This is a genomic window from Bacillus sp. AR13-1, assembly GCF_008042285.1.
GTDB classification, from domain to species: Bacteria; Bacillota; Bacilli; order Bacillales; family Bacillaceae_G; genus Bacillus_A; species Bacillus_A mycoides.
In genome coordinates this window covers 94,916-107,628 of record NZ_QNUA01000041.1, presented here as the reverse complement: position 1 = coordinate 107,628, position 12,713 = coordinate 94,916, and the positions used below count along the sequence as shown (strand labels likewise).

General features: G+C 34.9%; 12 protein-coding genes and 2 other annotated features. Of the genes, 11 read left to right on the top strand and 1 reads right to left on the bottom strand.

Features of this window, described 5'->3' with window-relative positions:
• Window positions 1-154 precede the first annotated feature (154 nt).
• From DN408_RS25985 to DN408_RS25965, 5 genes are all read left to right on the top strand, one after another.
• A complete protein-coding gene (locus DN408_RS25985; RefSeq protein WP_000818985.1) occupies window positions 155-874 on the top strand; it encodes a 3-ketoacyl-ACP reductase in 720 nt (239 codons plus the stop codon).
• A gap of 149 nt (window positions 875-1,023) precedes the next feature.
• Complete coding sequence (locus DN408_RS25980; RefSeq protein ID WP_147740439.1) at window positions 1,024-1,695, top strand: O-methyltransferase; 672 nt, start codon at window positions 1,024-1,026, stop codon at window positions 1,693-1,695.
• 133 nt (window positions 1,696-1,828) lie between these two features.
• On the top strand, window positions 1,829-2,707 hold the full coding sequence (locus DN408_RS25975; protein ID WP_002168604.1) for an aminoglycoside 6-adenylyltransferase: 879 nt from the start codon (window positions 1,829-1,831) through the stop codon (window positions 2,705-2,707).
• Between the two features lie 160 nt (window positions 2,708-2,867).
• Window positions 2,868-3,698: a peptidoglycan-N-acetylglucosamine deacetylase gene (locus DN408_RS25970; protein WP_147740438.1), complete on the top strand. Its 831-nt coding sequence runs from the start codon at window positions 2,868-2,870 to the stop codon at window positions 3,696-3,698.
• A 70-nt stretch (window positions 3,699-3,768) separates the two neighbouring features.
• Window positions 3,769-4,107, top strand: a complete 339-nt coding sequence (locus tag DN408_RS25965; protein ID WP_002012358.1) for an SdpI family protein — start codon at window positions 3,769-3,771, stop codon at window positions 4,105-4,107.
• 44 nt (window positions 4,108-4,151) lie between these two features.
• Here the strand turns inward: DN408_RS25965 and DN408_RS25960 are convergent, their stop codons facing one another.
• Window positions 4,152-4,760, bottom strand: a complete 609-nt coding sequence (locus DN408_RS25960; RefSeq protein WP_147740437.1) for an NUDIX hydrolase — start codon at window positions 4,758-4,760, stop codon at window positions 4,152-4,154.
• A gap of 81 nt (window positions 4,761-4,841) precedes the next feature.
• On the opposite strand from DN408_RS25960, the gene DN408_RS25955 reads away from it, so the two are divergent.
• The 6 genes from DN408_RS25955 (at window position 4,842) to DN408_RS25930 (ending at window position 12,518) form a co-directional block, all read left to right on the top strand.
• On the top strand, window positions 4,842-5,480 hold the full coding sequence (locus tag DN408_RS25955) for a pyridoxamine 5'-phosphate oxidase family protein (protein ID WP_144512408.1): 639 nt from the start codon (window positions 4,842-4,844) through the stop codon (window positions 5,478-5,480).
• A 236-nt stretch (window positions 5,481-5,716) separates the two neighbouring features.
• Window positions 5,717-5,948, top strand: a binding site (T-box leader).
• Between the two features lie 116 nt (window positions 5,949-6,064).
• Window positions 6,065-6,296: a binding site (T-box leader), on the top strand.
• 155 nt (window positions 6,297-6,451) lie between these two features.
• Window positions 6,452-7,747: a homoserine dehydrogenase gene (locus tag DN408_RS25950; RefSeq protein WP_002126929.1), complete on the top strand. Its 1,296-nt coding sequence runs from the start codon at window positions 6,452-6,454 to the stop codon at window positions 7,745-7,747.
• Window positions 7,740-8,798: a threonine synthase gene (thrC, locus tag DN408_RS25945; RefSeq protein ID WP_002126930.1), complete on the top strand. Its 1,059-nt coding sequence runs from the start codon at window positions 7,740-7,742 to the stop codon at window positions 8,796-8,798. The genes DN408_RS25950 and thrC overlap by 8 nt, the downstream gene beginning before the upstream one ends.
• Window positions 8,795-9,688, top strand: a complete 894-nt coding sequence (thrB, locus tag DN408_RS25940; RefSeq protein ID WP_002126931.1) for a homoserine kinase — start codon at window positions 8,795-8,797, stop codon at window positions 9,686-9,688. The genes thrC and thrB overlap by 4 nt, the downstream gene beginning before the upstream one ends.
• Window positions 9,689-9,780: 92 nt before the next feature.
• Entirely contained in the window at window positions 9,781-9,993 is a 213-nt protein-coding gene (locus DN408_RS25935; protein ID WP_003188727.1) for a DUF6366 family protein, read from the top strand.
• A 221-nt stretch (window positions 9,994-10,214) separates the two neighbouring features.
• Window positions 10,215-12,518, top strand: a complete 2,304-nt coding sequence (locus DN408_RS25930) for a glycoside hydrolase (RefSeq protein ID WP_016126787.1) — start codon at window positions 10,215-10,217, stop codon at window positions 12,516-12,518.
• The last annotated feature ends 195 nt before the right edge of the window (window positions 12,519-12,713 follow it).

The window sequence follows — 12,713 nt, the reverse complement described above, 5'->3', positions numbered from 1 at the left end:
CTTCTAACACTATTTTTCTTTAAAAATGCATTTACCATTACTATAGTTACCTATAAGTAACCTACGCACATAAAAGTGCATCATTGCCTTTTTGCATAAACATAGATACACTTTTAATATAATAAACAACTGAGATGATTAAGGAGTGTTATACTTGGCAGAATTATTACAAGGAAAAAATGCTTTAATTACAGGAGCAGGTAGAGGGATTGGTCGTGCTGTAGCGATTGCGTTAGCGAAAGAAGGCGTAAATGTAGGTCTTTTAGCTCGTTCAGAAGAAAACTTAAAAGCTGTAGCGAAAGAAGTGGAAGCAGAAGGTGTAAAAGCTGTTATTGCGACTGCTGACGTATCTTCATATGAAGAAGTAACGACTGCAATTGAAACATTAAAAAATGGTTTAGGATCTATCGATATTTTAATTAATAACGCTGGTATTTCTAAATTCGGTAAGTTTTTAGAATTAGACGTTGCTGATTGGGAAAAAATCATTCAAGTAAACTTAATGGGTGTATACTATGCAACTCGTGCAGCTTTACCAAGTATGATTGAACAACAATCTGGTGATATTATTAATATTTCATCTACAGCAGGACAAAAAGGTGCACCTGTAACAAGTGCATATAGTGCTTCTAAATTTGGTGTTCTTGGTTTAACAGAATCGTTAGCGATGGAAGTTCGTAAACATAATATCCGTGTAACAGCTTTAACACCAAGTACAGTAGCAACTGACATGGCTGTAGACTTAGGATTAACTGATGGAAATCCTGATAAAGTAATGCAAGCGGAAGATATTGCAGAGTTTATCGTAGCGCAGCTGAAATTAAATAAACGTACATTTATTAAATCAGCAGGACTTTGGTCTACTAATCCGTAAGGGATAAATATAAAATACAAAGAAGGGACATTTATTCTGTAATGGAGTGGGTGTCCCTTCTTTATTTTTTGTGTATGAAACGGAATTTTCGGTATAATTAAATTTGAATGGTAGATAAGTATTAAAAACTTGAAGGGGATGGTATTTCCATGAGTACGATTGAGAAATGGACGGCTGTTGATCAATATATGAGTGATGTATTAATACCGAAAGACTCTACATTAGAAGAAGTTCTTCAAGCAAACGCTGCAGCTAATTTACCGGCACATGATGTATCGCCAACTCAAGGGAAGTTTTTACAACTATTAGTACAAATTCAAGGAGCGCGTAAAATTTTAGAGATTGGCACTCTAGGCGGATATAGTACAATATGGCTTGCAAGAGCATTGCCATCTGGAGGGCGAATTGTTACATTAGAAGCAAGTGAAAAGCATGCTGAAATTGCACGAAGCAATATTGAGCGTGCCAATTTGAATGATAAAATTGAAATACGATTAGGATTAGCGTTAGATTCTTTAAAACAAATAGAAAATGAGAAGTATGAACCATTTGATTTTATTTTCATAGATGCGGATAAACAAAATAACCCTGCTTATTTTGAATGGGCACTGAAACTATCACGCCCTGGTACTGTAATTATTGGGGATAACGTAGTACGTGAAGGTGAAGTTATTGATAATACTAGTAGCGATCCTCGTGTACAAGGGATACGCCATTTCTATGAGCTAATAGCTGCTGAGCCGCGTGTAAGTGCTACTGCGCTTCAAACTGTAGGAAGTAAAGGGTACGATGGGTTTCTAATGGCAGTCGTAACAGAGTAATCTAAGGAGGAAAAAGGGATGAAAAAGAAGTTTCAAAAATTATAACGTGTATCTTGTACAACGAATTTAGCTCGTGGACCTCCAATTTACATAGCTTTATATTATATATTAAAAACTTGGAGGCTATAAGAAGATGAGAACTGAAAAAGAAATGTTAGACTTAATTATAAATACAGCAAAAGAGGATGAAAGAATTCGAGCTGTCATCATGAATGGGTCACGTGTGAATCCAAATGTGAAAAAAGATTGTTTTCAAGACTATGATATTATTTATGTTGTAAAAGATATACAATCTTTTACGTGTAATCATAGTTGGATTAATAGATTTGGAGAAATAATGATTGTGCAAATGCCGGAAGAAATGTCGTTACTTCCAGCTGATAAAGACGGGAAATTTCCGTATTTAATGCAGTTCATGGATGGGAATCGAATTGATTTAATGCTAGTTCCAGTTGATTTAATAAATAAATTTATTGGACAGGATAGTTTAAGTAAATTACTACTGGATAAAGACAAATGTATTGGAGAATTTCCGCCAGCAAGTGATAAAGATTACGTTATAAAAAATCCTACAGAAAAAGAGTTTTTGGATTGCTGTAATGAATTTTGGTGGTGCAGTACAAATGTAGGAAAAGGATTGTGGCGCGAGGAACTTTCTTATGCGAAAGGAATGCTTGAAGGCCCAATGCGTGATATGTTAATCGTAATGCTAGAATGGCATATTGGTATGAAAACAAATTTTACAGTGAATACCGGAAAGTTTGGTAAGCATTTCGAGCAATATGTTGAAAAAGATACGTGGGAGCAATTTAGAAAGACATTTTCAAATGCAGAATATGAAAATATATGGGAGTCATTCTTTGTAATGGGTGATTTATTTAGGGAAGTTGCGAACGAAATTGCTAACACATATGGATATCAATACCCGCAAGATGATGATGACAAAGTGACAAGCTATTTAAAACATGTGAAAGTTTTGCCGAAAGATAGTACATCGATTTATCCCGCATAAACGGGCAGTAAAACCCCCACTGATTAAAGTTTCACTTTATTAATTGTATAAAGCAGTAAGACGGTCCTAATTACGGACAGTCTTATTTTTGTTCATGAATAAGAATTTCTCTAACAAAGTACAGATGAATCACATATGAAATTTTAGGGAGGTTTTTATCATGTATTATTTTTACGCACCAGAAATGTTCGTTCCATTTCATTGGGGACTAGAACGAAATGTTTCGTATGCTTATATGCCATATCATTCATTTTATTATGGAAACTATATAGACGCAGTGCCGTATGTATTAAATGTTCCGCAAAATGATCAAGTCAAAGTGAAGGAAGAGAATCGGGGGGCATGGACACCTTTTTCATGGGTTGAAAAATATGCGTATGCATTTTCAGGACCATACAATAAAGCGGAAGTAGCTCTTACATTTGATGATGGACCAGATTTAGTATTTACGCCAAAAATTTTAGATAAGTTAAAACAATATAATGTAAAAGCTACTTTTTTCTTACTTGGTGAAAATGCAGAAAAGTTTCCGAATGTAGTAAAGCGTATCGCGAATGAAGGGCATGTAATTGGTAACCATACGTATAATCATCCGAATTTAGCGAAAGTAAATGAGGCTGAATACCGTAATCAAATTATAAAAACGGAAGAAATATTAAATCATTTAGCAGGTTATGCACCGAAGTTTATACGTCCACCATACGGTGAAATACTTGAAAATCAATTGAAGTGGGCGACAGAGCAAAATTTTATGATTGTACAGTGGAGTGTTGATACAGTTGATTGGAAAGGGGTAAGTGCTGATACGATTACAAATAATGTGCTAGGGAATTCATTTCCAGGAAGTATCATACTTCAACATTCGACTCCAGGTGGACATTTGCAAGGATCTGTCGATGCACTAGACAAAATCATTCCGCAGTTAAAAACGAAAGGGGCACGTTTTGTAACACTTCCAAGTATGTTCCAGACATCTAAAGAGAGAAAATAAAAATGTTAATAATTGGGATTTTAAGAGTTGTATAGTATAATGAAGGTGTAAGTTAGGGGGGATATAATTGATGGATGCACTAGTAAACATAGGAATGAGCATATTGATTGGTATTATATTTATACTTGCGGCACTTATTCTTCAAAAAAATCCACCGACGGATATTAACGCAGCATATGGTTACCGTACGAAACGGTCTATGAAAAATAAGGAATTATGGGATGCAGGTAACAAGTATAGTGCAGAAGTGATGAAACAAAATGGATTCATTATGATGTTAATTGGAAGTGTTATTAGTATACTGTTTAGATATCCACATACAATGATAGCGATTATGATTGTTATGCTGTTGTTAATTATACGATTATTTATACGAGTAGAGAAAAAATTAAAGATACTTGAGCAATAGAAAAATAAGACTCCCGAATAAAGTAAGCTGGGAGTCCTATTTTTTTATAAACTATTTTTGTTTAGCAATTCTTGTCCTTGCACTATAACAAATTCATAGTATCCAAGAGCATAAGGATAAATATCTTCAAATGTTATCGTTATCGGATTACTGTTTAAAACAGAATTAGTCGTTAAAGATGAAATCTCTCTTCTTAATAGTTGTAGAAAAGTAGTTGCATGTACTTTCATCACATCGTCTACTTCTTCACCTGGTGCAAATGGAAGTGGTTTTATTACATTGTGGAAATACATATGACAAAACTCACGATCAGTAAGGCTTGAAATTTCATAATCTATTTTATAGATTCCTTTGTATGTTAAATCATTCGTTTGGAAGGAAAGACCCAGTTCTTCCTCAATTTCACGTAGACCGCCAATTAGTACATCTTCATCATGCATAATATGTCCGGCGGATGTAATATCCCATATACCCGGAGCTTCTTTTTTATTATTAGAGCGTAATTGGAAATATAAGAACATATCCTCAGCATCTTTTTCTACAAACCAGCAATGAAATGTTTCGTGCCAATCACCGTCACGATGCACGTCATCACGTAATTTCTTTCCAAGTGTATTTCTTTCAGGATCAAATATTGTTAACCACTCTGTCATTTTAATTCCCCTTTCTGCAAATTTTATTATACAATATTTGTATTGAATTTTGGGAAGATAAAGAAAAAGGAGTGATTATTAGTGAAGATAGAGAATAAGGGAATAAAATCAATAATTTCAACTGAGGAAGAATTACGACAAATATTGGGGCAACCAAGTGAACGGGCTTTGAAAAAAGTTATTTCATCACTTGATCACCATTGTGTAGATTTCCTGTCTAAATCGCCTTTTCTAGTATTATCTACTGCAAATAAATTCGGAGAGTGTGATGCTTCGCCGAGGGGAGACGCACCTGGATTTGTATATGTATTAAATGAAAATAAAATTATCATCCCAGAAAGACCGGGTAATCGTCGTATAGACTCTATTTTAAATATAATTTCAAATTCGCACGTAGGGTTAATCTTTTTTATTCCGGGTCTTGGGGAAACACTCCGAATAAACGGTAAAGCATATATTACGAACGATGAAGAAATTTTGAAAGAAATGCAGGCGAATGGACGCAATCCGTTACTTGGAATTGTTGTTGAAATAGAAGAATGCTATATTCATTGTGCAAAAGCTTTTATTCGTTCAAAAATGTGGGATCCAGAGTCATGGTTAAATAAAACAGAGCTACCTTCAGCACCGAAAATGTTAATGGAGCATGCGAAAGTGAATGCTTCAGAAGAGGAAGTTGCACGTTCTTTAGAAGAAAGTTATAGGGAAAGATTGTATTAAAAATTATTTTTTAAATATAGTGTTGAAGTATGAAACTCTAAACGTTTTAGAGTGAGACTTTAACTATGAATATTGCTAATTTGTATGTGATGAATATATGTGCAAGAGAATAAATCTGTATTAGATGATTTGTTATTTTAAAATATAATTATTCATATTCTTAAAAATTGTGAAGAAAAATAGGCTTGCTTTTTGAAAAGTTGATAACTATAATAAGTTAACAAATAGACATGAACGAAAAAGTAACGATAAGGACATGAGATGATTTTTACGGTTTACAGAGAGGGAAGACAAGGCTGTGAGCTTCCTAACACGAAAAATGATCTTACCACCTTTGAACTTCAATAGTGAACGAGTAATCTAGTAATTATTGACGGTATCAGCCGTTATCTGAACTTGAGCAATCTAGAAGAAAGTAAGTCTAGGTTGGAACAAGGGTGGAACCACGAAAACACATTCGTCCCTTTCCTAGGGATGAGTGTGTTTTTTTTATAGTTTTTAAGATTGAAAATTTAAAATAATTAAAAAATAGTATTGATTTTGTTTTTTATGCGAGTATAATGAGTTAACAAATAAACATGAGCGAAAAAGTAACGATAAGGACATGAGAACATTTTTACGGTTTACAGAGAGGGAGGCCAAGGCTGTGAGCTTCCTAACACGAGAAATGATCTTACCACCTTTGAACTTCAATAGTGAACGAGCAATCTAGTAATTATTGACGGTATCAGCCGTTATCTGAACTTGAGCAATCTAGAAGAAAGTAAGTCTAGGTTGGAACAAGGGTGGAACCACGAAAACACATTCGTCCCTTTCCTAGGGATGAGTGTGTTTTTTTATTACTTTGAAAGGAGGTGCGGTAACATGAAACGATTAGTACGTACGGAAATAACCACCACCTGCATGATTAAAAAGCAGAGTAAGGTGATTCACAGGTGTAACAATTAAACTATTTAGGAGGAGATTAGAAGATGAATAACGTTATTAATGTTGGGGTATTAGGATTAGGTACTGTCGGAAGTGGTGTTGTCCATATTTTGAAAGAACATTATAAAAAAATCACTCTTGATACAGGATATGAAGTAAAGGTAAAGACAGTCGTTGTACGTGATTTGGAAAAGGAACGTGATGTTTGCATTGATGGAATCGTAGTAACAAGTAATGTCGATGAAGTTCTAAATGATTCAAATATTGATATTGTAGTAGAGGTAATGGGCGGAATTGAAGAAGCGAAAGAGCATATTGTGAAGGCTTTGCAAAGTAAGAAACATGTCGTAACAGCAAATAAAGATTTAATGGCTGTATATGGTGCGGAGCTTCTGCAACTGGCAAATAAAAATGAATGTGACCTATGTTACGAAGCGAGTGTAGCCGGTGGGATTCCAATATTAAGAGGATTATCAGACGGGCTAGCTTCAGATCAAATTGAAAAAATAATGGGAATCGTAAATGGAACAACAAATTATATGTTAACAAAGATGAGTCAAAATGGATGGTCGTATGAAGAGGCTTTACAAGAAGCGCAAAAATTAGGGTTTGCAGAATCAGATCCGACAGCGGATGTAGATGGACTAGACGCTGCGAGAAAGGTAGCAATTCTTGCAAACTTAGGTTTTTCGATGAATGTTTCTTTAGATGATGTTCAAGTTAGAGGTATTCGAAAGGTTGAAAAAGAAGATTTAGAGATGGCCGAAAAATTAGGATTTACAATGAAATTAATTGGTAAAGCTGAAAAACAAGGATCATCCATTCACTTAAGTGTAGAACCGACTTTATTACCACGTCATCATCCGCTATCGAATGTGAATAATGAATTTAATGCGGTGTATGTTCACGGTCAAGCAGTAGGAGAAGTGATGTTTTACGGACCTGGAGCTGGGAAGTTACCAACTGGTTCTGCTGTAGTAAGTGACATTATTTCAATCGTTAAAAATATGAATCAAGTTCCGAAAAATAAAAGTGTATTAAAAGAACCGGAGCCGTATGAATTACAAGGAGATGAAGAAGTAGTTTCAAAATACTTTTTGCGCATTTCATTACGAGATGAGCCTGGAATGTTTAAAAAAATAACAGAATGTTTCGTCGATTATTCTGTGAGTTTAAAAGAGGTAATTCAATTACCTTTGAATCGTGAGCTTGCAGAAGTCGTTGTTGTGACGCATCAAACTTCAAAATATCAATTCGAGCAAGTTTTAGGAGCGATAGAAGATGTCGCAAGTGAAATAAACAGTTACTACATTATTGAGGAGGAAAAACAATATGTATAAAGGACTATTAAAACAGTACGCTTCTTATTTACCGGTGAATGAAAACACACCTGATGTCAGCTTAATGGAAGGGAATACACCCCTGATTCCATTATTAAATATATCAAAACAATTAGGGATTCAGTTATACGGAAAATATGAAGGAGCGAATCCAACGGGTTCTTTTAAAGACCGTGGTATGGTAATGGCAGTTGCAAAGGCGAAAGAAGAAGGTTCAGAGGCTATCATTTGTGCATCTACAGGTAATACATCAGCATCAGCTGCCGCATACGCGGCACGCCTCGGAATGAAATGTATTATCGTAATACCAGAAGGAAAGATTGCGCATGGGAAATTAGCGCAAGCAGTTGCTTATGGAGCGGAGATCATTTCAATAGAAGGGAATTTCGATGATGCACTTAAGGCTGTAAGAAATATTGCTGCAGAAGAGCCGATTACATTAGTAAACTCAGTAAATCCTTACCGAATTGAAGGACAAAAAACAGCAGCATTTGAAATTTGCGACCAGTTGGAAAATGCACCAGATGTTCTAGCTATTCCGGTTGGGAACGCAGGGAACATAACAGCATACTGGAAAGGATTCTGTGAATATGAAAAAGAAAAGGGTTATAAAAAACCAAGAATTCACGGCTTTGAAGCCGAAGGAGCAGCTGCAATTGTAAAAGGGCATGTAATTGAAGAACCTGAAACGATTGCAACAGCGATTCGTATTGGTAACCCAGCGAGTTGGTCATATGCAGTAGAGGCTGCCGAGCAGTCTCATGGTGAAATAGATATGGTGTCAGATGAAGAAATATTACATGCGTATAGATTGTTAGCAAAAACTGAAGGAGTTTTTGCAGAGCCAGGATCAAATGCTTCATTAGCGGGCGTCATTAAACATGTGCAATCTGGAAAAATCAAAAAGGGAGAAACGGTTGTTGCAGTTTTAACTGGAAACGGTTTGAAAGATCCTGATATCGCAATTTCTTCTAATAAATTTGATATTGCAAGTGTGTCAAATGATATAGATCAAATTAAAGATCATATTAAAGGGGTGATTATGTCGTGATACCATTGAGAGTACGTGTCCCTGCTAGTACAGCGAATGTCGGACCTGGATTTGATTCAGTAGGAATAGCATTGTCATTATATTTAGATGTGGTGGTAAAGGCGGAAGCAGATAAATGGCAAGTAATCCATTCCTTTGAAGATTCAATTCCAACAGACGATAAAAATTTAATTGTTAGCACGGCATGTAAAGTGTTTCCTTCTTTATCACCCTATATAATAGAAGTTACTAGTAATATTCCGCTGACAAGAGGTCTAGGAAGTAGTGCATCAGCAATTGTAGCAGGAATAGAGCTTGCGAATCAGCTTGGAAACTTGAACTTAACAATTGATCAGAAAGTTCAAATTGCTACAAATTTTGAAGGACATCCAGATAATGTTGCTGCTTCTATTTTAGGTGGAACTGTAATCGGAGCGCTGGATGGAAAGAATGTTTCGGTTGTAAGGATTGAAAGTAAGGAATTAGGCGTAATTTCTCTTATTCCAAATGAAGAGCTAAATACGGAGGAAAGTCGATCTGTATTACCAGAGATGTTTCCGTTTCATGAAGCGGTTAAGGCTAGTGCGATAAGTAACGTATTAGTAGCTGCATTATGTCAAAAGAAGTGGGAAGTTGTAGGTGAAATGATGGAACGAGATCATTTCCACGAGCCATATCGTTTAGAACTTGTACCGTTATTACCATCAATTCGTAAATGTGCAAAAGAATTCGGAGCATATGGCACAGCGCTTAGTGGTGCGGGACCATCCATTTTTATTTTAACTCCGTACGAGAAGCGTAAAGAAATAGCTGACCAATTAGCGAGAGTATTTGCAGCTATGAAAGTATGTGAGCTTGAAATTGATCATAAAGGGATTACTGTAAATAAGGAAGAACATATTGGATTATAAAGAAAGCTAGCATAGCTAGCTTTCTTTACGTTATGGAGAATCTATTTTAAAGGGGATTTTTCGGAATGAACATTAAATTTAGAGGTGATTATATGAGTTCAAAAGAGTCACCAGAAGAAAAAAGAGAACGCATGAGACAAAGTGAATTGAAAAATAATCCTACCGGTTCTTTGAATGATGGACTCAACAGGGTGGAATCAGGTAGCCCTGTTGATATGACAGGTGGTATGAATTGGAAAGGTACAGGGATATTAATTTTAGTGCTAGTTTTAGGATATATTATATATAGTTACTTTTTCAGTTAAGGGAAGCTTGATGGAATTTAGATTTGCTTGATCTAATTATTAGTGAGAATAAAAAAACAAGGATTAAAGTTCCACTGTATTACATATTTTCTTTAAACAGATTATAGTAATACGTAAATTTTTTTTGCTCATAATAGAGCTAGCATAATGCTAGCTCTATTATTTTTTTGCCATATTCCTGTAACAAACCACCTGTATATTCATTGGTGGAGGTGCAGAAGATGAAAAAAATGATAGCGATATGTCTTCTTACAACATTGTCACTTTCGACTTTAGTCGGGTGTGATGTAAAAGGTAATGATGCTTTACAAGAGTCTAAAATAAAGAAAGCGACGTATAAAGATTTTACTTACGATGTAAATCCTGAGACTTTTACGTTAACTGTAGAACATGATGGTGTAAAAGAACAGGCATCACAACCGTTACCAAAAATGAAGGTATCGAATTTGAAAAAAAACAAGGATCATACATCATGGGAATATCCGGATCAAAAAGTAAAAGTAAATTTAGAAAAGAAAAAAGACCACTTAAATATTGAAGTGGAATCGACTGGTGCAGAAAGTTTTACATGGCCAAAAGTGCAAGCTGAAAATTATACACTTCCGTTATGGGAAGGTAAGCAAATTCCGAGTAATGATGAGAATTGGAAGAAGTTTTTAAAGGATGATGCATATTCATTTGCTGAATCATTTTCTATGAAGTTTTTTGCATTAAATGGTTCTAAATATTCGATCGTATATATTGCGAACAATATGTTTAATAATGAATTGAAATTTCATTCAGATCCGAAAATAGGGTTTGATTTTACACATGAATTCCCGAGTATAAATAAAAATAAAACATATGGATTTCAATTATATGTGACAAATAATGATGCAGTAAGTATCGCTAAACTGTATAAGGATAATATTGCTCGAAAAGGTGAATTTAAAACATTACAAGAAAAGGCAAGAAAAAATAAAGAAATCGAAAAACTTTACGGGGCAGCTCATTTTTACTTTTGGAATCAAAATGGTTTATCAGAAAGTAACGTGAATTGGCCGAAGCTAAGAGAGCAAATAAATAGCCCGGTGTTTAGTCATATAAAAGGGCTTATTCAAAAGAATAGTTCGGAGCCTGGAGAACTGAGTGTGTTTGAGCAAGTAAGTAAACAAGATTTCATTGATAAGTACCAAAAAAATGTTATTTTACGCTATACAAACGAAGTATTATCTATGAAGGAATTGTATAAAGAGGATATTTTCCCGAAAGTTAATCAGGAAGCTAGTGTGTTATTAAAGAAAGGTGTAGATCACTTATCGAAGACAGAGCTGTATAGCTTAAATAAACATTTATTAAAGTCAGTACTCGGTGATGCAGTTGAAGAAGTAAGTAAATGGGGTAAGGCAGATGGAACGGATATAATAAAGGAAATGAAAAAAGTAGGGATAGACAAAGCGTGGATTGGTCTACCGAACTGGGAACAAGGATTTATGCAGCCTAATTTCGTTACAGAAGCTAAGGAAATGGGATATTTAGTTGGTCCGTATGATTCTTACCATTCTATTCACGAAAAAGGTGATAAAAATTGGAACACAGCTTCCTTTAATGACCCATCGTTATATGAAGAAGCCACTGTAACGAAGAAAAATGGTGAGAAAGTGCAAGGGTTTTTAGGGAGAGGCCGAAAATTAAATCCGACATTATCACTTCCTAGTGTAAAAGAACGAATGAACGATATATTACAAAATGGCCCTAAATATAATTCATGGTTTATTGATTGTGACGCGACGGGCGAAATTTATGATGATTATTCAACAAAACATTTAACGACACAAGAACAAGATTTACAAGCAAGGTTGCAACGAATGGATTATATTGCGCAAGAAAAGGGTATGGTAGTTGGCTCAGAAGGCGGAAATGACTTTGCAAGTAGCACGATTGCATTTGCTCACGGCATTGAAACGCCTGTTATTAAATGGGACGATGAAGATATGAGGAAAAATAAAACAAGTCCGTATTATGTGGGCGGATATTGGTCACCGAATCAAAATGTTCCAGAAAAATATGCAAAACAAGTACCGTTAAAAGAAGAATATAAACAAGTATATTTAAATCCAGTATATTCGGTACCGTTATATAAATTAGTATACAATGATTCTGTAATTACAACGCACCACTGGGAATGGGGAAGTTTGAAAGTAAAAGATGAGGTAGGAAACCGAATGTTATATGAGTTATTGTATAATGTGCCTCCGTTGTACCATTTAGATGAAGTAGAGTGGAATAAGCATAAACAAGAAATTACGCAGCATCTGAAAGTTTGGAATGAAGTTCATGAAAAGGCAGTAAAAGAAGAAATGACGAACTTTGCATATTTGTCAGAAGATAAATTAGTCCAATCTGCTTCATATGGAAAAGATATTAAAATTATTGTGAATTTCTCTAATGATGATGTGGAAATAGAAAAAACGAAAATAAAAGCAAAATCAGCTTTAATTTATAATAATGGGAAGCAAATGATATACACACCAAATGAGAAATAATAAAGTGAAATTTTAATCAGTGGGGGATTTATCCCTCACTGATTATTAGTCATCACCAATCAAAATTTCATGGCCCAAACTTGACTCTTTTATTCCTGATAAATTATGAGGTGAAAGTCTTACTACCTGCAAATAACAGAATGATAAATCTGTAAATTTGAACGTTTTGAAGTGTTAAATTTTTGAAGTTGATAA

Bases quoted from the DNA above. Each gene is read 5' to 3' on its own strand.
- DN408_RS25975 (WP_002168604.1), top strand. From the start codon at position 1,829: ATGAGAACTGAAAAAGAAATGTTAGACTTAATTATAAATACAGCAAAA.
- DN408_RS25965 (WP_002012358.1), top strand. From the start codon at position 3,769: ATGGATGCACTAGTAAACATAGGAATGAGCATATTGATTGGTATTATA.
- DN408_RS25970 (WP_147740438.1), top strand. From the start codon at position 2,868: ATGTATTATTTTTACGCACCAGAAATGTTCGTTCCATTTCATTGGGGA.
- DN408_RS25935 (WP_003188727.1), top strand. From the start codon at position 9,781: ATGAGTTCAAAAGAGTCACCAGAAGAAAAAAGAGAACGCATGAGACAA.
- DN408_RS25950 (WP_002126929.1), top strand. From the start codon at position 6,452: ATGAATAACGTTATTAATGTTGGGGTATTAGGATTAGGTACTGTCGGA.
- DN408_RS25960 (WP_147740437.1), bottom strand. From the start codon at position 4,760: ATGACAGAGTGGTTAACAATATTTGATCCTGAAAGAAATACACTTGGA.
- thrC (WP_002126930.1), top strand. From the start codon at position 7,740: ATGTATAAAGGACTATTAAAACAGTACGCTTCTTATTTACCGGTGAAT.
- DN408_RS25980 (WP_147740439.1), top strand. From the start codon at position 1,024: ATGAGTACGATTGAGAAATGGACGGCTGTTGATCAATATATGAGTGAT.
- DN408_RS25930 (WP_016126787.1), top strand. From the start codon at position 10,215: ATGAAAAAAATGATAGCGATATGTCTTCTTACAACATTGTCACTTTCG.